This is a genomic window from Leisingera aquaemixtae (genome assembly GCF_019801145.1).
GTDB lineage: Bacteria > Pseudomonadota > Alphaproteobacteria > Rhodobacterales > Rhodobacteraceae > Leisingera > Leisingera aquaemixtae_A.
Map to the genome: position 1 here is coordinate 165,159 of NZ_JAHVJQ010000010.1, position 19,963 is coordinate 185,121.

16 protein-coding genes are annotated in these 19,963 nt (G+C 64.0%); 11 read left to right on the top strand and 5 right to left on the bottom strand.

Going from position 1 to position 19,963, the window contains the following annotated elements:
• Window positions 1–21: 21 nt before the first annotated feature.
• From KUW17_RS19735 to KUW17_RS19750, 4 genes are all read left to right on the top strand, one after another.
• Complete coding sequence (locus KUW17_RS19735; RefSeq protein ID WP_222482039.1) at window positions 22–1,263, top strand: DUF58 domain-containing protein; 1,242 nt, start codon at window positions 22–24, stop codon at window positions 1,261–1,263.
• On the top strand, window positions 1,263–2,261 hold the full coding sequence (locus tag KUW17_RS19740) for a stage II sporulation protein M (protein WP_222482012.1): 999 nt from the start codon (window positions 1,263–1,265) through the stop codon (window positions 2,259–2,261). The genes KUW17_RS19735 and KUW17_RS19740 overlap by 1 nt, the downstream gene beginning before the upstream one ends.
• Window positions 2,258–3,178 (top strand): RDD family protein, encoded by a 921-nt coding sequence (locus tag KUW17_RS19745; protein WP_222482013.1) that lies wholly within the window; start codon window positions 2,258–2,260, stop codon window positions 3,176–3,178. The genes KUW17_RS19740 and KUW17_RS19745 overlap by 4 nt, the downstream gene beginning before the upstream one ends.
• A 148-nt stretch (window positions 3,179–3,326) precedes the next feature.
• The gene (locus KUW17_RS19750) at window positions 3,327–4,100 is read left to right on the top strand and encodes a hypothetical protein (protein ID WP_222482014.1); all 774 of its coding nucleotides are present in this window, start codon (window positions 3,327–3,329) and stop codon (window positions 4,098–4,100) included.
• Between the two features lie 870 nt (window positions 4,101–4,970).
• On the opposite strand, the gene KUW17_RS19755 is transcribed toward KUW17_RS19750, so the two are convergent.
• Complete coding sequence (locus KUW17_RS19755) at window positions 4,971–5,612, bottom strand: TetR/AcrR family transcriptional regulator (RefSeq protein WP_222482015.1); 642 nt, start codon at window positions 5,610–5,612, stop codon at window positions 4,971–4,973.
• A 155-nt stretch (window positions 5,613–5,767) separates the two neighbouring features.
• On the opposite strand from KUW17_RS19755, the gene KUW17_RS19760 reads away from it, so the two are divergent.
• The 7 genes from KUW17_RS19760 (at window position 5,768) to KUW17_RS19790 (ending at window position 14,180) form a co-directional block, all read left to right on the top strand.
• Window positions 5,768–7,180 (top strand): aminotransferase, encoded by a 1,413-nt coding sequence (locus KUW17_RS19760; protein ID WP_222482016.1) that lies wholly within the window; start codon window positions 5,768–5,770, stop codon window positions 7,178–7,180.
• A gap of 51 nt (window positions 7,181–7,231) precedes the next feature.
• Complete coding sequence (locus tag KUW17_RS19765; RefSeq protein ID WP_222482017.1) at window positions 7,232–8,323, top strand: extracellular solute-binding protein; 1,092 nt, start codon at window positions 7,232–7,234, stop codon at window positions 8,321–8,323.
• A gap of 126 nt (window positions 8,324–8,449) precedes the next feature.
• Window positions 8,450–9,616 (top strand): ABC transporter ATP-binding protein, encoded by a 1,167-nt coding sequence (locus tag KUW17_RS19770; protein WP_261397296.1) that lies wholly within the window; start codon window positions 8,450–8,452, stop codon window positions 9,614–9,616.
• Between the two features lie 10 nt (window positions 9,617–9,626).
• Window positions 9,627–10,523 (top strand): ABC transporter permease subunit, encoded by an 897-nt coding sequence (locus KUW17_RS19775; protein WP_222482018.1) that lies wholly within the window; start codon window positions 9,627–9,629, stop codon window positions 10,521–10,523.
• Window positions 10,523–11,341, top strand: coding sequence for an ABC transporter permease (locus KUW17_RS19780; protein WP_222482041.1), 819 nt, complete (start codon window positions 10,523–10,525; stop codon window positions 11,339–11,341). The genes KUW17_RS19775 and KUW17_RS19780 overlap by 1 nt, the downstream gene beginning before the upstream one ends.
• Window positions 11,338–12,798 (top strand): aldehyde dehydrogenase family protein, encoded by a 1,461-nt coding sequence (locus tag KUW17_RS19785; RefSeq protein WP_261397298.1) that lies wholly within the window; start codon window positions 11,338–11,340, stop codon window positions 12,796–12,798. The genes KUW17_RS19780 and KUW17_RS19785 overlap by 4 nt, the downstream gene beginning before the upstream one ends.
• Before the next feature lie 26 nt (window positions 12,799–12,824).
• Window positions 12,825–14,180 (top strand): NAD(P)/FAD-dependent oxidoreductase, encoded by a 1,356-nt coding sequence (locus KUW17_RS19790; RefSeq protein WP_222482019.1) that lies wholly within the window; start codon window positions 12,825–12,827, stop codon window positions 14,178–14,180.
• A gap of 18 nt (window positions 14,181–14,198) precedes the next feature.
• Here KUW17_RS19790 and KUW17_RS19795 read toward each other — a convergent pair whose 3' ends face one another.
• Genes KUW17_RS19795 through KUW17_RS19810 form a run of 4 tightly spaced genes read right to left on the bottom strand, consistent with a single transcriptional unit; the run spans window position 14,199 to window position 19,778 of the window.
• Complete coding sequence (locus KUW17_RS19795; protein ID WP_222482020.1) at window positions 14,199–14,939, bottom strand: Asp/Glu racemase; 741 nt, start codon at window positions 14,937–14,939, stop codon at window positions 14,199–14,201.
• A complete protein-coding gene (locus tag KUW17_RS19800; RefSeq protein ID WP_222482021.1) occupies window positions 14,936–16,003 on the bottom strand; it encodes a pyridoxal phosphate-dependent aminotransferase in 1,068 nt (355 codons plus the stop codon). Before KUW17_RS19800 ends, KUW17_RS19795 begins: the two co-directional genes overlap by 4 nt.
• The gene (locus KUW17_RS19805; protein ID WP_222482022.1) at window positions 16,000–17,661 is read right to left on the bottom strand and encodes a hydantoinase B/oxoprolinase family protein; all 1,662 of its coding nucleotides are present in this window, start codon (window positions 17,659–17,661) and stop codon (window positions 16,000–16,002) included. The genes KUW17_RS19800 and KUW17_RS19805 overlap by 4 nt, the downstream gene beginning before the upstream one ends.
• Window positions 17,658–19,778, bottom strand: coding sequence for a hydantoinase/oxoprolinase family protein (locus KUW17_RS19810; RefSeq protein ID WP_222482023.1), 2,121 nt, complete (start codon window positions 19,776–19,778; stop codon window positions 17,658–17,660). The genes KUW17_RS19805 and KUW17_RS19810 overlap by 4 nt, the downstream gene beginning before the upstream one ends.
• Window positions 19,779–19,963: the final 185 nt, after the last annotated feature.

A 19,963-nucleotide genomic window follows, 5' to 3' on the forward strand; every position in this document is an offset into this window, starting at 1 on the left:
TGCATTGCACTGCTGGTGTCGATGCTGAGTATCGTCTTTGCCAATGGTCAGCGCGAGATCGCGCTAGCACCCTGGGGGCTGCTTGCAATTCTTGCTGCGGCTGATTTGCTGCTGTCCTTCTCGCGCAGGAAACAGCTCAGCTACGGCATGGCAACGGAGATTTTCATCGGTGAGAGCAAGACGCTAAAGCTGAAAATCCCCCGGATGCCTGCCGGCCTGCGGGCGCAACTGGCTTGGCCCGAGGGCTTGAGCGGCGCCGCCGAAATCACCTTTGTGCCGCAAGCAGACGGCACCGGCATCGCTGAAACCGCCTGCCGCGGCGTGCAGCGCGGGGTCTGGGCCTTTGAGTACATCTGGCTGCGCTGGATGTCGCGGCTGAAACTGTTTGAGTTTGTGCCGCGGCTAGAATTCGACCTTGAGGTGCGGGTGGTCCCCAACATCAGGTTGGTGCAGTCGGGGGAGATCGCCACAACGGTGCAATCAGCCCTCTACGGGGTCAAGGAAAACCGGGCGATCGGCGAGGGCTCGGAGTTTCACCAGCTTCGCGATTTCGTTCAGGGCATGGACGTCAAATCCATCGACTGGAAACGGTCGGCCAAACGCCGGTCACTGGTTGCCCGGGAACTGCGCGCTGAGCGCAACCACCACGTGATCGTGGCACTCGACAACGGCTACCTGATGCGCGAGGAGATCGCCGACCTTCCCAAAATTGACCACGCGGTGACCTCGGCGCTTGCAGTGGCCTGGGCGGCGGCCATCGGCGGCGACCAGGTAGGTTATTATGCCTATGACGTCCGGCCGCGTTCCTTTGTGGCGCCGACGCAGGGGCGTCAGGGCTTTGCACGGCTGCGCAGCTGGAGCGCCGGACTGACCTATTCCGGGCAAGAGACCAATCATACCCTTGCACTGACCGAACTGAATGCGCGCACCCCAAAACGCAGCCTGATCATCGTTTTCACTGACTTCATCGACACGACCTCCGCTGAGCTGCTGGTGGAAAACCTGGCCATTCTGTCCAAGCGGCATCTGCTGATCTTTGTCGCCATCCGCGACCCGGCAGCCGGTACCCTGGTGGAGACCCCGCCCGAGGATCTAGATGGCGTTGCCCTCCTGGTGGCAGCGAACCAGGCGATCAGCGAACGCCGACTGGTGCTTGAACGGCTGGCCCGGTTGGGCATCACGGTGCTGGATGCCACGCCAGAAACCGTCACAGGCAGGCTGATCTCTACATATCTGGAAATCAAGGCACGGGAGATGATCTGATGTCCGAAGCCGATCTCATCCGTTCAGCCCGGTTCCGGAAAGAACGCGAAGCCGGTTGGCAGCGGCTCGAAGCGCTGGTCGCCCGGGCTGAGCGCGACGGCCTGCAGCGGATGGAATTTGCCGAAGCGCGCGATCTTGCTGCGCTCTACCGGCAGGCCTCGACTTCGCTGGCGATTGCCCGGGAAATCTCGCTGGACAAGGGGCTGCTGAATTACTTGGAGGCGCTGACCGCCCGGGCCTACCTGTCGGTCTACGCGCCGCAGGAACGGCTGGGCGGGCTGTTCCGCAAGTTCTTTACCCAAGGCGCACCACAAGCGATGCGCAGGTCGTGGCTGTTCATTGCCATCGGCTTTCTGTGTATGGGGATGGGGGTGCTGGCCGGCTATCAGCTGTATCTGGAGAACCCCTCCTGGTACCATGTTTTCTTGCCGCCGGAGCTTGCCGACGGCCGCGGCCCGTCCTCGACCACTGAGGAGCTGCGCCGGGTGATTTATGACGAGGACCCGTCGGCCTCCGGCCTGGGTGCCTTTGCAACAACCCTGTTCTCGCACAACACCCGCATTGCCATTTTTGTCTTCGGGCTGGGGGTGTTCCTTTGCGCCCCGGCAATCCTTCTGACGTTCTACAACGGCCTGGTGTTGGGCGCTTTCTATGCCCTGCATGCAGAGCGCGGACTGGGCGCTGACCTAGGCGGCTGGCTGTCCATCCACGGTGTCACCGAAATTTCCGCGATTTGCATTGCATGCGGCGGCGGGCTGCAATTGGGTGCGGCGGTTTTGTTTCCCGGTGACCGAACCCGTAGACGGGCTCTGTACCACGCCGGGCGGGATGCCGCCAAACTGGCGCTGGTGGCCGCGGTCATGCTGGTCGCCGCCGCTCTTCTGGAGGGGGTCGGCAGACAGCTCGTCCAAGACATGGTCGCACGCTATGCGCTTGGTTGGGGGATAGGCCTGTGCTGGCTTGCTTGGTTTACCCTGGGCGGAAGGACGCGCCCATGAAGTTGCGGTGGCGGAAGAACAGCAGAGCCACCCCCCCGGCAGGAGAGCTGGTGCCGCCCGAGGGCGTGCCCCTCAAGCTGGAAGTGGCCGGGCTGGGAGTGCGGCTGGCCGCGCAGATCACGGATGTCATCCTTACCCTGGTTGCTGCAGTTTGCCTGTTGATCCTTGTTGCATCCCTGGGCTTCAGCGCCCCGGAAACGCTTATGGCCATCGGGAGCCTGATGTTCTTCATCATCCGGGTGCCTTATTACGTCTTGGCCGAGCTTGCCTGGAATGGCCAGACCGTTGGCAAGCGGCTGATGAAAATCAAAGTCATTTCGCACGACGGTAAATCGCTCAGCACCCATGCGCTGGTGCTGCGCAACCTGATGAAGGAAGCCGAAATTTTTCTGCCTGCAACCTTGCTGCTGACGCTTGATGCGGCAACTCCGCTGGCCTCGGGGCTGGCTCTTGGCTGGATCGCCGCAGGGCTGATGGTGCCGCTTTGCAACCGGTACCGGCAACGGCTGGGCGACCTGATGGCAGGCACCCATGTCATCCATCAGCCGGTGCCAGTTTTGCTGCAGGATCTAGCCGGAAATCCCGCTCCCCGCACCAGCCGCAAAGAGGGGTTTGTGTTTCTGGCTCACCAGCTTGACCACTACGGCGCTTTTGAGCTGCAGACCCTGGAAACCCTCTTGCGCGCGCAAGAGGCGAGTGCGGAACGGGGGCGCGACCTGAAGCAGGGCGCCACCATTGAAGCTGTGGTTGAAAAGATTCGGCAAAAAATCGGCTATGCCAACAAGGTGCCCGCGGCCCAGAGGCTGGAGTTTCTGAGGGCATTCTACAACGCGCAACGCGCCCATCTGGAACAGCGTCAGCTGTTTGGCGAGAAGCGCAAGGACAAACATTATACCGCAAAAGACGCTCCGTCCTGAAGCCGGACCGCCGATGCCTTTACTTTGCCACGCAACGGACTTGCGGATTGCCCTTTCCGGCTTCAATGATGACATCATTAAACTGTTGCGTGTGTCGGCCCAGTGGCACGCACTCAGTGAATGACTAAAACAACAATGAAGGATTATTATGTCGAGTACAGCTGATATTGATGGCCGGATGTCGCTTGGCGTCGGCGCCATTGTGGGAGAGAGTTTTTCGATCTTTTTTAAACACCTCGTTCCGGTCACTCTCATGGCCTTGGTGCCGAGCCTGCTGAGCCTGCTCGCCAGCGGTGCGATGATCGGCGTAGATGTGGTGTTCGGTACCGCCCTGCCGGACTTCAGCACGTCATTTGGGGTTGGGCTTTGGGTAATGGCGTTAGTGCTGCAAATAGCATTTTACAGCTTGACGGCCGCACTGCTTGTCCAGCTGGCTTATGATGCAAAACTCGGGCGGACGATCCAGCTTGGCCGCTATGTGGCGCCGGCCATCCGGGCTGCTGTTCCGATTGCCATTCTCTCCCTGATTGCGGGTGTGATGGTGGCGGTTGCGAGTATCGCGCTGATCATTCCCGGTCTTTATGTCTATGCCGTATTTTCTGTGATTACGCCCGCGGTTGTGATTGAGCGTGTCGGTTTCGGTGGCCTTGGGCGCAGCGCGGATCTTACCAAAGACTACCGCTGGCCGATTCTCGGCGTGCTGATCCTGATCGGGATTTGCATCGGTATTTTTAACTATATTGCGGCCTTTGCGGCAGGCCTCACCGTTGAGTCGGGACAGCTCGTAGCGGCGCTTGCCTATCTCATTCCTTCGGCTCTGGGTGCCGGCCTGAGCGGCGTTTCCGTTGCACTGATCTATGCAAGGCTGCGTGAGATCAAGGAAGGCGTGAGTGTCGATCAGATCGCTTCGGTTTTTGATTGACCCACTGGCCAAACGGGCTGCGCCAGTTGAACGCGGGCGCAGTCCAGGCAAGCGCCCTGAAGAGAACGGTATGCTGTTCCCAGAACCTTGGGCACGATTTGATGAAACTCCGGAACCCGCGGCTACCGCAGTCAACTACCGTGGGCAATACGTTCCGCCTTTCTTTGCGATCCAAACAAGGAGTGGGGAAATACGAGGCAAGATTCAAAGCCACTCAAGACGCAGAGTTCGCCAAAGCAACACAATGTGCCTGTGAATTGGAGCTGTCGATACCCCATCCGCGCCATGGGTATTTTCCGGACGAGCAAGATTGATTTAGCCGAAGTCCGCTTCGTAAACGCTGCTTGCCGGTGCAGCCAGACTAAAGTGAAAGACAGTTAGAATTGCTCTCTCCAGCGCAGCGTGGAATGTCCGTTCTCGTGAAATCTGCTGTGTCACTTAAAAGCTGCTGCTGCAGGTGCGAACAGAACTTCGGTCTTCGTACAAAGGCCTATCACCCTTCACAGCGCCGGACTATCGGGATATCTTCGAGAGGGCAAAGCTCCTAGAGAAATTCAGCAAGACACAGCAGATGCGGTGAAATCAAAGGCTGCACCGAGGGCTCGCATTCGCGGGCCCTTTTTCTTGGCCAAGGGTGTGCATGCTTATGTGTTTGCTGTGCATGCTTTTGCCTCAGTGAGCAGAAGAGGAATCCTCAAGCAGATGATTAATAACAGCTTTTTGCGGCGCCACGTCGATACGAATCGAATGGGTGTGCAAACTTATGAGTCATTGGCAAATTCGCAGTGCGATGCACCGCCCGGGCTTGCGGACGCGGATGGCAGGTCCGCGCCAGGGCTGCTCCAGAAGCCGCTTCCGTGCACATGCGGGTCAGAAATAGCCCGGGAAAAAAGCCCGGGCCGTGGTCCGGCAGATTTCCACCGCGCCTTCCCGGCTGAACTCGTCCGGATGGGCGTGAAAATCGGTCCACAGCCCCTCCAGCAGGGACATCATGGCCATGGCCACTTTCTCGGGGTCGCCCAGGGTGCCGCAGGCTTCGCACAGCACCCGGCAGCAGCTGCGCACATGGTCATGCAGGGCGGTTCCGCGGGTTTCGATGTAACCGGGCCCCAGCGCCTGCAGATCCGGTTCGGCGCGGAAGGCAAAGGTCAGCCGGGCGCTGCGCTTGTTGAGCACCGCTTCTGAGAAATCCGTTTCGAACAGCGCCTGCAGGCGGGCGGCGGCATCTTCCGGCGTGCTGACCCCTGCGGCAGCCTGGCTGGTGAAGCTCTGCCAGGCGTCATTGTACTGCCGCGTCATGTGGATGGCGAGTTCGCGAATCAGATTGTCCTTGGACTGGAAATGCAGGTTGATCATGCCGCGCGACAGCCCGGATTCCTCCTGAATACGGCTGATCGTGGCGCCGCTCACGCCGTGCCGGAGGATTACGCTGGCAGTGGCCTCCAGCAGGACCTCCCGGTGCAGATCCTTGTCTACCTTCCGCTTTTTCTTGGCTTCTTCGGCACTTGCCATCTGCCCGCCCCTCTTTTTCTTGCCACCGGTCCGCTGCCTTTCCAGCACCATGCCCGCGTTTGCAACAGATTTCCATCGACAATGAACGATCATTCACTTAAGAATAATGTATGAACGTTCATTCATGATAGCAACACTCCGGACAGAGGGCCGAGATGACCAAACTTGGAAACGACTTCGAAAACTTCAAAACCTGGGACAAGGAGAATTACTTCCATCCGTGGGAAGGGCTGGAAGTCCAGGGCGCCGGAAAAGCCGACAGGACGTTCAGCGAGTACGCCGAAGGCATCTATGTCTACGACGAACACGGCAACAAGGTGATCGACGGCCCCGGCGGCATGTGGTGCATGCAGCTGGGCTACGGCAACACGGAAATCGCCGATGCGATGGCGGCGCAGGCCCGCAAGATGGCCTATTGCTCGCCCTTCAGCGAGGCCACATCCGTCAGCGCGGAATTCGCCCATGCCATCGCCGAGCGCGCACCGGGCGACCTCAACCGGGTCTACTTCACCACCGGCGGCTCCACCGCGGTGGACACCGCCATCCGCTTTGTCCACTTCCGCAACAACCTGCTGGGCAAGCCGTCAAAGAAGCGGATCATCACCCGGGCGCATGCCTATCACGGCGGCACCTATCTGACCGCCTCGCTCAGCGGCAAGCCAAGCGAGCGCCAGTGGTTCGACACTGACCAGTCCATTCCGCATTTCCTGCCGGACGTGAACGCCTTCCGCCGCCCCCAGGGCATGGGCATCGACGCCTTCCTGGATGAAAAGGTGGCGGATCTGGAAAACGCCATTTTGGAATTGGGCGCGGACAATGTCGCCGCCTTTATCGCGGAGCCGGTGCTGGGCTCCGGCGGCGTGATCGTGCCGCCTGCGGGCTATCACAGCCGCTGCCTGGAAATCTGCCGCAAGCATGACGTTCTCTACATCTCGGATGAGGTCGTCACCGGTTTCGGCCGCCTCGGCCACTGGTTCGCCTCCGAGGAATTGTTCGGCATCACCCCCGACATCATCACCTGCGCCAAGGGGCTGACCTCGGGCTATGCGCCGATGGGCGCCGCGATTTTCTCCGACCGGCTGTTCCAGGACATCGAGGGCGATGTCTCCAAGGACGTCTATTTCACCAGCGGCTACACCTATTCCGGCCATCCGGTCTGCGCCGCCGCAGGCCTCAAGAACATCGAGATCTTCGAGCGCGACGGCATCCTGGAACATGTCCGCAAGGTGACGCCGCATTTCCAGAAGCGCCTGCATCAGATGCTGGAGCTGCCGCTGATCGCGGATGTGCGCGGCATGGGGCTGGTGGGCTGCATCGAATGCTCGCTGACCCGCGACGGCCAGGCCAGCGCCGAGATCGACGCCACCATCGGCGCGGTCATCGACGCCCGTTGCCAGGAACTGGGGCTGATGGTCCGCCCCTACGGCAGCATGGCGATCTTCTCGCCGCCGCTGGTGATCACCGAAGCGCAGATCGACACCATGTTCGACATTCTGACCGAAGGCGTTGAGCGCGCCACCCGCGAACTGCTGGGCCAGGGGCTGGAACTGGAAGCGGAGCGGGCCTGAGGCCCGCATCCCAAAAGAGAAGCAAACAGAAACCAAACACGGGAGGGAACCATGAAATCCAAGCTGACAACCAGTCTGCTGGCCGCAACGACTGCCATCTGGGGCGCCGCCGCTGCGGCGGAGGGCGAACTGGTGATCTACAACTGGAGCGACTACCTGGACCCCGCGATCATCGAGGCGTTTGAGGCGGAAACCGGCATCGACGTCACCTATGACACCTATGATTCCAACGCGATGCTGGAAACCAAGGTGCTGGCGGGCAGCTCCGGCTATGACATCATCGTCCCCTCCTCCACCGGCACCGCGCGGCTGATCTCCGCCGGCGTGCTGCAAAAGATCGACAAGTCGAAGATCCCCAACCTGCAGCACGTCTGGCCCAAGATCGCCGGCCTGATCGAGACCTTCGATCCCGGCAATGAATACCTGGTGCCCTACAACTGGTGGACATTCGGCATCGCTTACAACTCCGGCAAGCTGGCCGAGCGGCTGGGCGCGGATCACCCCAAGTCCTGGGACCTGCTGTTTGATCCGGAAATTTCCGGCAAGCTGGCAGATTGCAGCGTGATGATCGTGGACTCGCCCATCGACGTGATCGGCGCCGCGCTGATCGACATGGGCCAGGACCCCAACACCAGCGACAAGGACCAGATCACCGCCGCCGGGGCGCATATTGGCGCCATTCGGGACAATATCGCCCAGATTTCCACCGACGCCATGATCGGCGCCCTGTCCGACGGCGATGCCTGCCTCGGCCTGACCTGGAGCGGCGACGCCTATTGGGCCGCCGATGGCGCCAAGGAGGCCGGCAATGGCGTCAATCTGGAATACATCATCCCGGAGGAAGGCACCCTGCTGGACTTTGACGGCCTGGCCATCCTGGCTGATGCCAAGAACGTGGAAGAGGCGCATGCCTTCCTGAACTACCTGCTGCAGCCTTCGGTGTCGGCGCAGAACGCTAACTTCATCCGCTACGGCAGCGCCAATCTCACCGCCCAGGCCGAAATCGACCCGGAGCTGACCGGCAATCCCGCCGTCTATCCGACCGAGGCGACGATGGAGATGCTGACCACCCCGGTGCTGCAGGACCGCAAGACAGAGCGCCTGTACACCCGCACCTGGTCCAAGGTCCGCACCGGCCAGTAAGCCCCGGCGCGGCTTCCGAGCCGCGCCATTCCAGCCCTGCTGCGGCCTGCGGGCCGCGCATCAATTGCCCTGCCGCAGCGCCCGCTCACACCGCGGCAGGGACTTGCAACTGGGGAGCCTGTACCAATGAACTTCCATGATCCGGCCAGTGCCGCCGCCGCCGGGACCGAACCCGCCAGTCCGCTGGAACCAGCCCGCCCGCCCTTGATCCGCTTCGAGAATGTGACCAAGACCTTTGGCAGTTTCACCGCGATCTCGGATCTTAACCTGGAGATCCGGGAACACGAGTTCTTCTCGCTCCTCGGCCCCTCCGGCTGCGGCAAGACCACGATGATGCGGCTGCTGGCCGGGTTTGAGGAAGTGACCTCGGGACGCATCCTGCTGGACGGCCAGGACCTGACCGGAATCCCGGCGAACCGGCGCCCGATCAATATGATGTTCCAGTCCTACGCGCTGTTTCCGCATATGTCGGTGGCAAAAAACATCGGCTTCGGGCTCAAACAGGATCGTTGGAAGAAACGCGACATCCAGGACCGGGTCGACGAAATGCTGGCGCTGGTGCAGCTCGAAGGCTTCGCCGACCGCAAGCCGCACCAGTTGTCCGGGGGCCAGATGCAGCGGGTGGCGCTGGCGCGCTCGCTGGCCAAGAAACCCAAGGTGCTGCTGCTGGACGAGCCGCTGGGCGCGCTCGACAAGAAGCTGCGCGAGGAGACCCAGTTCCAGCTGATGGACGTGCAGGAACGGCTGGGCCTCACCTTCATCATCGTCACCCATGACCAGGACGAGGCAATGACCGTCTCCTCCCGCATCGCGGTGATGAAGGCGGGAAAGCTGTTGCAAACCGACACCCCCGCGCGAATCTATGAACACCCGGCATCCAGCTATGTCGCTGATTTCATTGGCAACGTGAACCTGATCAACATTGAGCTCGCGGGCATGGACGGCGGCCTGGCGCTGGCCCGCTGGGACGGCGGCACCCGGCTGGCGATCCGCCCCCAGCCCGAGGATGTGCTGACCCCCGGCGCCCGCAAGACGCTGGTGCTGCGTCCCGAGAAGATCCACGTCACCAAAGACCGGCCTGCGGAAGCCCCCAACGTGAACATGGTTGAGGGCACGGTCGAGGAGATTTCCTACACCGGCAGCGCCTCCACCTTCCTGGTGCGGCTAGACGGCGGCATGCTGATCCGCGCGCAGGAGGCCAACCGGCTCCTGACCTCGCGCCGCGAGGTTGACTGGAACGACCGGGTCTGGCTCAGCTGGCGCGCAGGCGCCTGCGTGCTGGTGGACGAGTGAGGGCAGCTCCATGCGCACACCCCGCAAACTTTTGATCCTGACACCCTACCTGTGGCTTGGCCTGTTCTTCTTGGTGCCCTTCCTGATTGTCATCAAGATCGCGCTGTCGGACTCGGTCACTGCCAGCCCGCCGTATGCCCCCGCCTTCAGCCTGGACGACGGCCTTGCAGGACTGCGCGCGTCCTTCGCGGCGCTTGATTTCGAGAACTTTCTCTGGCTGGCCGAGGACGGCATCTACCTCAAGGCCTACCTCAACAGCGTCAAGGTCGCCGCCATCGCAACCCTGCTCACCCTGCTGATCGGCTACCCGGTGGCCTATGCCATGGCCAAGGCGCCGCGGGACTGGCGCAAGACGCTGCTGCTGCTGGTGATCCTGCCGTTCTGGACCAGCTTCCTGATCCGCATCTACGCCTGGATCGGCATCCTCAAGAACGAGGGCTTCCTGAACCTCGCGCTGATGAAGCTCGGCATCATCGACCAGCCGCTGGCAATCATGCACACCGAACTCGCGGTCTATATCGGCATCGTCTATTCCTACCTGCCTTTCATGATCCTGCCGCTTTATGCCTCGCTGGAACGGATCGACGGCAAGCTCCTGGAAGCCGCCGAGGACCTCGGCTGCAGCGCCTTCGCCGCCTTCCGCCAGATCACACTGCCGCTGTCGCTGCCGGGGGTGGTCGCGGGCTGCTTCCTGGTCTTTATCCCGGCGATCGGCGAATTCGTGATCCCCGACCTTCTGGGCGGCTCCGGCACGCTGATGATCGGCAAGACCCTGTGGCTGGAGTTCTTCTCCAACCGCGACTGGGGCGTGGCGGCGGCGGTGGCCATCGTGCTGCTGACCATTCTGATCGTGCCCATCGTGCTGTTCCAGCGCCACCAGCAGAAACATCAGGAGGAACTGGGATGATCCGCCGCTTCAACATGTTCAACCTGACCTCGCTGACCTTCGGCCTGGCCTTCCTCTACCTGCCGCTCCTGCTGGTGGTGATCTACTCCTTCAACGACTCCCGCCTGGTCACCGTCTGGGGCGGCTTCAGCACCAAATGGTACGGCATCGTGCTGAACAACGACGCCTATCTGGAGGCCGCCTGGATCACCCTGCGCATCGCCTTTGTCTCCGCCACGCTGGCCACGGTTCTGGGCACGCTCAGCGCGGTTGCCATGGTGCGCGCGGGATCCTTTCCGGGCCGCACGCTGTTTTCCGGCATGATCTTCGCGCCTTTGGTGATGCCGGAGGTGGTGACCGGCCTGTCGCTCCTGTTGCTGTTTGTCGCCATCGGCCTCGACCGCGGCTTCTGGACCATCACCATCGCCCATGCGACCTTTGCCATGTGCTATGCCTCGGTAGTGATTTCTTCCCGCCTGGCCAGTTTCGACCGGTCGCTGGAGGATGCAGCGCTCGACCTGGGCTGCACCCCATTCTCGGCCTTCCGCCAAGTGACCCTGCCGGTGATCGCGCCCGCGGTGATCTCGGCCTGGCTGCTGTCCTTCACCCTATCGCTCGATGACCTAGTGATCGCCACCTTCACCTCCGGTCCCGGCTCCACCACCCTGCCGATGAAGCTCTATTCTTCCGTCCGGCTGGGCGTCTCGCCCGAAATCAACGCGCTTTCGACCATGCTGATCGGCATCGTCACCGCCGGCGTCATCACCGCCTCGCTGGTCAACCGCCGGCAGGAACGGCGCCGGCAGCAGGACCACCGCGCGGCGGCCGCCGCCGCATGACCCGCCCTCAAACCTCAATGGATACGGCAATGCAGTACAACCTGTCCCAGTTCTACATCGGCGGTAGCTGGACCGCCCCCCACGGCAGCGCCTCCGCGGATGTGATCAACCCTGCCACGGAACAGTCCCTCGGCCGCCTCGCGCTTGGCAGCGAAGCTGACGTTGATGCCGCCGTGGCCGCGGCCAAGGCTGCGCTGCCCGGCTTTGCCGCCACCAGCCGCGAGGACCGCATTGCGCTCCTTGAAAGGGTGCTGGAGGTCTACACCGCCCGCGTGGATGATTTCGCAACGGCCATCTCGCTGGAGATGGGCGCCCCGATCACCATGTCGCGCGAGATGCAGGCGCAAGTCGGCATCGACCACCTGGAGGCCATCATCGCCGATCTAAAGGCGCTCGATTTCGAGGAAACCCTGCCCAACGGCGACACGCTGGTGCGGATGCCGGCTGGCGTCTGCGGGCTGATCACCCCCTGGAACTGGCCGATCAACCAGATCGTGCTGAAGGTCGGGCCTGCACTGGCCGCCGGCTGCACAATGGTGCTGAAACCCTCCGAGCTGACGCCGCTGTCAGCGATCCTCTATGCCGAGGTGCTGCACGAGGCCGGCGTGCCCGCGGGCGTCTTCAACCTGGTCCACGGCGAAGGCCCTGTGGCTGGCGCCGCGCTGTCACGCCACCCGGATGTCGCCCTGATGTCCTTCACCGGCTCCACCCGCGGCGGCGTCGCGGTGACCCGCGATGCCGCCGAAACCATCAAGAAGGTGGCGCTGGAACTGGGCGGCAAGTCCCCGAACCTGGTCTTTGCCGACTGCGATCTGGAAACCGCCATCGCCGAAGGGGTGGAGGCCTGTTTCATCAACACCGGCCAAAGCTGCGATGCCGCCACCCGGATGCTGGTCGAGCGCAGCGTTTACGGCCGCGCGGTGGAACTGGCGCAGGCCAAGGCGGCCGCGATGTCCGTGGGCAACCCGGCAGAACCGGGCAATCACATGGGGCCGCTGTCCAGCGCTCAGCAGTATGCCCGCGTGCAGGAGATGATCGAAGCCGGTATTGCAGAAGGCGCGCGGCTGGTGGCCGGCGGGCCGGGCAAACCGGACGGCTTCGAGACCGGTTACTACGCCCAACCCACCGTTTTCGCTGACGTGAACAACGCAATGCGCATCGCGCAGGAGGAGATTTTCGGCCCGGTGCTGGTGATGATCCCTTTCGGCAACGAGGAAGAGGCCATTGCCATCGCCAATGACACGCCCTACGGCCTGTCGGCCTATGTGCAGACCGGCGACAGCGCCCGCGCAGGCCGCGTTGCCCGTGCGCTGCACTCGGGCATGGTCAATGTGAACGGTGCCTTCCTTGCTGCGGGTTCCCCCTTCGGCGGGGTCAAGATGTCGGGCATCGGGCGCGAGGGCGGCCGCGAAGGCATTCTCGAATTCCTCGAAACCAAGGTGATTGCAGCGCCCTGACGGGGCTGACGGAACGGACCAGCGCCATGAAAACTCTCCGCCGAATCTACAACGCCCACGCCTACGACACGGAAATCCCGGTCGGCAGCTACTGGGACGCCACGCTGACTGCCGCCCCTGCCTATCCGGCGCTCGACGGCGACCGGCGCACGGGCGTGGCCATTATCGGCGCGGGCTACACCGGCCTCAGCGCCGCGCTGCATCTGGCCCGCGATCACGGCGAGGCGCCGCTGGTGATCGACGCTGCCCAGCCCGGCTGGGGTGCGTCGGGGCGCAATGCCGGCTTCTGCGGTTTCGGCGGCGCCAAGCTGGGCGACAGCGCCATCATCCGCCGCTTCGGCGAAGACGATCTGCGCGCCTTCTACAGCGCCCAGAAAGAAGCCATCGCGCTCGTCCGCGATCTCACCACCGCCGGCGGCATCGCGGCGGAGGCGCAAGAGGACGGCGAATACTGCCTGGCCCACAGCGCCCGCGCAGCCCGCGCCCTGCCGGACATAGCCGCGCGCCTCAGCCGCTATGCCGGGGTGGACTGCCCGGTGCTGTCAGCCGCGGAAATGCGGCAGGAGGGCCTGCACGGTGACGGGTTCCACGGCGGGTTTCTGTTGCCCGTGGGCTTTGGCCTGAACCCGGGCAAATACGCCGCCGGACTGGCCCGCCTGGCGCAGCAGGCCGGCGCCACGATCCACGGCGGCACCCCGGCGCTCTCGGTGCAGGAGCAGCCGGACGGCACCTATACCGTCGAAACGCCGTCGGGCCGTATCACAGCGGACCGGCTGGTCGTCGCCAGCAACGGCTACAGCAGCGACAACCTGCCGGACTGGCTGCGCGGGCGCTACCTGCCGGTGGTGTCGCATATCATGGTGACGCGGCCCCTGACCGAAGCCGAGACACAGGCGCAGGGCTGGACCTCCCGGCGGATCGCCTACGACACCCGCAACCTGCTGCATTACTTCCGCCTGCTTCCGGACAACCGGGTGCTGTTCGGGATGCGCGGCACCAGCAACATCACCCCCGGCTCCACGCATCAGATGCGGCGCCGGATCCGCCGCGGTTTCGAAGCGATGTTCCCGGCCCTGGCCCAGGCGGAAACCGCGTATCACTGGAGCGGCCTGGTCTGCCTGACCCGCGGCCTCACCCCCTATGCCGGGCAAATCGGAGGCTGGCGGCGCGCCTGGACCGGGTTCGGCTATCACGGCGGCGGCGTCGCTATGGCAACCTATACCGGCCGGCTGCTGGCAGGAATCGCGGCCGGCAAGCCCTGCAGCTCTCCCTTGCCGCAGCTCATGCAGGCGCAGCCGGCAGCCTTTCCCTTCCCGGGTTTCCGCCGCCGCGGCCTGCCGCTTGCCTACACCTGTTACGGGATCAGGGACCTGCTTGCGTAACGCCCGGCCCGCTGCCCTCTACAGCAGATCAAACAGCCGTCCCGGCAGGCTGCCATGACGCGGCAGGTTCAGCGCCCGCATCAGGCAGAACATCATCGCCTGGTTGGAAGTGACAACCGGCTTGCCCAGATGCGCCTCGATCCGCTCCACCGCCTCGACCGCGCGCATGTCGGTGCAGCTGAGCACGATGGCCTCCGCCTCCGGATGGTCGGCCCGGCAGGCGAGGTCAAAGACCTCGTCCGGAGTCAGCTCCCCCTGGCCATAGTTGCCCAGCTCACGGCCCACATCAGCGCAGCTGACGGTATCAATCCCGTTTTGCGCCAGAAACTCCACTGCCTGCGTGTTGATCTCCCCCAGGTAGGGGGAGGAAAATCCAACCCTGGCGGCTGCAACGGCCTTGATGCCCTCCACCAGCGAACCCGCCGCGGTCAGGGAGACGGCGCCGGACGCCGCCTTGATCTGCGCCGCCAGCTCAGCGTCAAAGCCCGGGCCATGGGTCAGCGTGGCCGAGGTGCAGCCGTACAGCACAACGTCAGGCCGGACGCCGGCAATCATCCTCAGATCGTGGCTGATGTCAGAGGCCCCCAGCCCGGCCATCTGGTCGGAACCGGGGATTTCCTCCACGTCATAACCGCCCAGGCGCTGGAAATGCACGGTGGTGTCCGGGCAGCGCATCAGCATCATGTCGGCCTCAAGATTGGTGTTGGTGAAGGGCACCAGCACGCCGATCTTTGCGCGGGTGCGGGTTTCATGTTTCATGCCAGCACTCCTTTCAGCACGTCCATCGCACGGTCCATCACCGCCTGGCTGCAAATGGTGGCGCGCAGGCAATCACCCAGTCCATACCCGCTCATTCCGCGCATCAGAAGTTTTTCAGCCCGCAGCGCCGCATCCACCGCAACCGCCTGCTGCGCTGAGGCAAAGCGGATCAGCACGAAATTGGTATGGCTTTGCGGCACCTCCACCCCCAGCGCACGGCAATCCGCAGCAAAGCGGTCGCGGATCGCGGCGGTCTTGGCCACCACATCCCGCATATGCGCCTGATCCCGCATGGCGGCGGCGGCCATGGCCTGCGACGGGATGGAGATATTGTTGGGATTGAGCAGCTTGCGCACTTCCCCCGCGATCCCCGGCGGGAAATACCCCCATCCGGCCCGCGCGCCCGCCAGCCCATAAGCCTTGGACAGTGTCCGCAGCACCACCGTATCGCCGCGCTCCACCAGCGCGAAGGTGTCTCCCGGATCGTTCCCGGCATCGGCAAACTCGGCATAGGCCTGATCCACCGCCAGCAGCACATCCGCCGGCAGGCCTGCGCGCAGGCGCAGTATCTCGCTGTTGGGGATCAGCGTACCGGTCGGATTGCCGGGATTGCAGACAAAAACGATCCGGGTTTCTGGCGTCACCGCGGCCAGGATATCGTCCACCGAAACCGTCAGTTCCCGCTCCCGCGCCTTGACGTAACGCACCTGCACCTGGGCCGAGGCAGACGCCACGAAGGCATAGCCGAACTCGGTCCCCAGCACCTGATCGCCCGGCCCGGCAAAGGCGCGGATCAGGCAGCCGATCAGCTCCATCGACCCGGCACCGCACAGCACCCTGTCCGGGTCCAGCCCATGCACTTCCGCCACCGCGGCACGCAAGTCCGGCCACTCCGGGTCCGGATAGAGCGGCATCTGGTTCAGAACCGCCCTGCCCGCGGCAATTGCCGCCGGGCTGGCCGGAAACGCACTTTCATTCTGGGCGAGCGAGACCGTCCCCTCCCCGCCCAGATCCGCCAGCGCATAAGGCGCCATGGCCGCCACATGCGGCACCGCGCGGATCATCTGCCACCCCCATAGGCGCGCGCGCCTTCTTCCGTCACCAGACCGCGCCGCACATCCAGCGCCAGCGCCTCCGGATCGCGTTCTGCCGGGTTGCCGAAACCGCCGCCGCCCGGGGTTTCAAAGATCAGGCAATCCCCTGCCTCCACCCGCAGCTCGCCCTTGCCCGGGATATCCTGCGCGCCGTCACGGAACCGGATGCGCCCCGGGGCGCCGGGCAAACCGCCCATGCGCCCCAAGGCCGGAAACTTCAGCCGCTCCACCGACAGGAACACGATGAAGGGCGCGCCATTGGCGGAGGTCATCTCAATCCGCTGCCCCAGCCCGCCGCGGTATTTGCCTGCACCGCCGCTGTCCGGCCGCAGCTCGCGCCGCCACATTATGACCGGCGCCACCGCCTCGGTGATCTCCACCTGGCTGCCGTAGACGCCCGATGGGTAGGCCGTTGCCGACAGCCCGTCCGCATGGGGCCGCGCGCCGGTGCCGCCGTTGTGGACCGGCTCAATGGCGAACTCCCTTCCGCCGTCGCGGGCCACCTCCGGCGCGTGGCGCATCGGCAGGTCGAACATGCAGGACGAGCCCTCGGCCGGAACCCGGTCCGGCAGCGCCTGATGCAGGCAGCCCAGCACCAGATCCGGCGTCACCTGCCCCAGCGTATGCCGCATCGCCACCGGCACCGGGCGCTGCGCATTCAAAATGCAGCCCTTGGGGCCATCCACGGTGAAGGGCGCCAGCGATCCCGCATTGTTGGGGATATCCGGCCCGACGATGCAGCGCAGGGCAAACACCGTATAGGCCGTGGCATAGTTCAGCGGCACATTGATGCCCTTGCCGGAACAGCCCGAGGTGCCGGTGAAATCCACATGCATGCCGTCCTTGCGGACCGTCAGCGTCGCGTGCAGCTCCAGCTCATTCTCATAGCCGTCCATTTTCAGCACATTGCGATAGACCCCCTCCGGAACCTCCGCGATGGCCTGCAATGTGCCCCGGCGGGAGGTTTCAATGATATAGGTGCCCAGAGCATCCAGATCCCCGATGCCGAACTCCTCCATCATACCCGCAAGCCGCGCAGCGCCGGCTTCACAGCAGGCAATCAGCGCGTAGATGTCGCCCTCATTGGCCACCGGCTCGCGGCTGTTGGCCCGGACAATGTCCAGCAACAGCGCATTCGGCTCGCCTTCCTCCACCAGCTTGCAGGGCGGGATCAGCAGCCCCTCATCATAGATGTCGGACCCCTCCGGCCCCATGCCCAGCCCGCCCAGATCCACCAGATGCGAGGTGCAGGAGGTGTATCCCACCACCCTGCCCCCCTTGAACACCGGCATCATCAGGAGGAAATCGTTCAGATGCCCCGAGGCGAGCCAGGGGTCATTGGTCATGTAGATATCGCCGGGCTTCATGGTCTCCGCCGGGAAGCGCGCGCGCAAATGCATCACCGCTTCGGCCATGGTGTTGATATGGCCCGGCGTGCCGGTCACCGCCTGGGCCAGCATCCGCCCCTGTGCGTCGAAAATCCCGGCAGAGATATCTCCGCATTCGCGCACGATGGGTGAAAACGCCGCGCGGATCAGGGTCTGGCCCTGCTCCTCGACCACTGCCAGAAGCCGGTTCCACATCACTTGCAGGCGGGCTGGCGAGAGCTTCTGTGACAAGGCGGTCATTGCGCTCCTCCTTTCTGGTCCTGGATCAGGACAAGGTTGCCGATGGCATCCGCATGGGCAGAGAAATCCGCCGAGACCAGCGTGGTGGTCTGCGGTTCAGTGATCAGCGCCGGGCCTAAGATACGGTCGCCGGGTCTTAGGCTGGCCCGCGGCACAAATGCCGCCTGTTTTTCGCGGCCATCTACGTCGCAGATGATGGGCCGGCGTGCAGCCGGGGCAATGGTCTGCAGCTCCGGCATCGCCGGCACCGGCGGCGCTTTCGCATCCGGGGTGGCCACCCGTACCGCCCAGTTCAGGATCTCGATCTTCATCCCCGGCACGGGGCGGGAGAACTGCCGGGCGTATTCCGCCTCAAACGCTGCCGTTAGCTGACCCAAGTCCGCGGCTGACAGATCGCGCGCCGGCAAAGCAATCTCGATCTCATGCCCCTGCCCGCTGTAGCGCATGAAGGCGGTGCGCTGGACCTCTGCCGGTGCATCCCCCGCGCCCTGCGCTACCACCGATTGCGCCTCGCCGGTCAGCTGGGCAAACAGCGTGTTGATGCCGTCCAGATCCATATCCTCCAGCAGCGCATATCGAGAGCGCACGATCTCGAAGCTGACCGGCGCAAACAGGAAGCCCACAGCGGACCCCACCCCCGGGTTCGGCGGGATCACGATGCGCGGCACCCCGGCAGAGCGCGCCACCCGTGTCGCATGCAGCGGGCCGTTGCCGCCAAAGGCGATCATCGTGCGCGGGCCCAGATCCTTGCCCGATTCCACCGCATGCATCCGCCCGGCACTGGCCATGCTTTCTCCAACGATGCGGCTTACTCCATCCGCCGCGCCAACCGCGTCCAGCCCCAGCCGGGCGCCGATCACCCGGGCCAAAGCCTCCTTCGAGGCTTCCGGGTTGATCCGGATATGCCCTTCGGCAAAAGTGTCTGGCACGATGTAGCCCAGTGTGATGTCGCTGTCGGTCACCGTCGGCTCGGTGCCGCCGCGGCCAAACGCCACCGGGCCGGGTTCGGATCCTGCCGATTTCGGCCCCACGGTCAGCCGCCCCAGCCGGTCCACCCCGGCAATGGAGCCACCGCCAGCCCCGATCTCGATCATCTCAATCACCGGGATCCGCACCGGCATCCCAGACCCTTTGATGAACCGCGCCGCGCGGGCGATCTCAAACTGGCGCGAGGTCTGCGGCCGGGCGCCGTCAATCAGGCAAAGCTTGGCGGTGGTGCCGCCCACGTCAAAGGACAGCACCTGATCCAGCCCCGCCTGCGCCGCAATCCGCGCCGCCAGGATGGCGCCGCCCGCCGGGCCGCTTTCCACCAGCCGGATCGGAAACCGCGCCGCGGTCTGAATGGTGCACATGCCGCCGCCCGCGGTCATCATCAAGATCGGGCAAGTGACCCCCTCCGCCGCAAAGCGCTCGGCAAACCGCGCCAGATAGGTCTCCATCAGCGGCTGGATATAGGCATTGGCTACAGTGGTACAGAGCCGGTCGAACTCCCGCGCCTCGGGGCTGACCTCCGAGGAAATCGAGACCGTCAACCCGGGCCGCCGTTCCGCCAGAATGTCCCGAAGCCGCCGCTCGTGGTCCGGGTTGGCGTAGGCGTGCATCAGGCAGACCGCCACCGCACCGGCGCCGCTGGCGTCCAGCTCCGCGATCAGCGCCTCAACCGCGCTGTCCTCCATCGGGATCAGCACTGCGCCCTCCGCCGACATCCGCTCCCGGATGGTCAGCGAGCGCTCCCGCGGCACCAGCAGGTCGGGCTTCTCCAGGTTTATGTCATACTGGGAATACCGCCGCTCATAGGCGATCTCCAGAATGTCGCGGAACCCTTCGGTGGTGACCGTTGCCACCGTGGCCCCGCGCCGCTCGATCAGCGCATTGGTGGCCAGCGTGGTGCCATGGATGAAACCGGTGACTTCCCCCAGGCTGCGTCCCGCCTGCGCCATCACCCGCGCCGCGCCTTCCATTGCGCCGTCTGCCGGATTCTGGTGGGTGGTCAGCGTCTTTGTTGAGGCCAGAATAGTGTCTTCACCCGCCACCAGCACGGTGTCGGTGAATGTGCCGCCAATATCAATGGCAAGCCGCAGCGCCTGCCCGGCGCCAGTAGTTGATGATGATGTCATGGGTCATTCCTCAGCCCGCAATCCGAAACCTGCACTGCCCCGCAAGGGGCGCGACATCAGGAGTGCGGCACCAGATCGCAACCGGTTGCGCGCCGGTCAAAGCGTTTGGGAATGAAGCTCTGCGTCATGCCTCCAGCCAGCCCCAGGTTCAGCCGCGCATCTGTTCCAGAAACGACACCGGCACC

Coding starts and splice junctions, on each gene's coding strand:
- KUW17_RS19735 (WP_222482039.1), top strand. CDS start 22: ATGCTGAGTATCGTCTTTGCCAATGGTCAGCGCGAGATCGCGCTAGCA.
- KUW17_RS19740 (WP_222482012.1), top strand. CDS start 1,263: ATGTCCGAAGCCGATCTCATCCGTTCAGCCCGGTTCCGGAAAGAACGC.
- KUW17_RS19745 (WP_222482013.1), top strand. CDS start 2,258: ATGAAGTTGCGGTGGCGGAAGAACAGCAGAGCCACCCCCCCGGCAGGA.
- KUW17_RS19750 (WP_222482014.1), top strand. CDS start 3,327: ATGTCGAGTACAGCTGATATTGATGGCCGGATGTCGCTTGGCGTCGGC.
- KUW17_RS19755 (WP_222482015.1), bottom strand. CDS start 5,612: ATGGCAAGTGCCGAAGAAGCCAAGAAAAAGCGGAAGGTAGACAAGGAT.
- KUW17_RS19760 (WP_222482016.1), top strand. CDS start 5,768: ATGACCAAACTTGGAAACGACTTCGAAAACTTCAAAACCTGGGACAAG.
- KUW17_RS19765 (WP_222482017.1), top strand. CDS start 7,232: ATGAAATCCAAGCTGACAACCAGTCTGCTGGCCGCAACGACTGCCATC.
- KUW17_RS19770 (WP_261397296.1), top strand. CDS start 8,450: ATGAACTTCCATGATCCGGCCAGTGCCGCCGCCGCCGGGACCGAACCC.
- KUW17_RS19775 (WP_222482018.1), top strand. CDS start 9,627: ATGCGCACACCCCGCAAACTTTTGATCCTGACACCCTACCTGTGGCTT.
- KUW17_RS19785 (WP_261397298.1), top strand. CDS start 11,338: ATGACCCGCCCTCAAACCTCAATGGATACGGCAATGCAGTACAACCTG.
- KUW17_RS19790 (WP_222482019.1), top strand. CDS start 12,825: ATGAAAACTCTCCGCCGAATCTACAACGCCCACGCCTACGACACGGAA.
- KUW17_RS19795 (WP_222482020.1), bottom strand. CDS start 14,939: ATGAAACATGAAACCCGCACCCGCGCAAAGATCGGCGTGCTGGTGCCC.
- KUW17_RS19800 (WP_222482021.1), bottom strand. CDS start 16,003: ATGATCCGCGCGGTGCCGCATGTGGCGGCCATGGCGCCTTATGCGCTG.
- KUW17_RS19805 (WP_222482022.1), bottom strand. CDS start 17,661: ATGACCGCCTTGTCACAGAAGCTCTCGCCAGCCCGCCTGCAAGTGATG.
- KUW17_RS19810 (WP_222482023.1), bottom strand. CDS start 19,778: ATGACATCATCATCAACTACTGGCGCCGGGCAGGCGCTGCGGCTTGCC.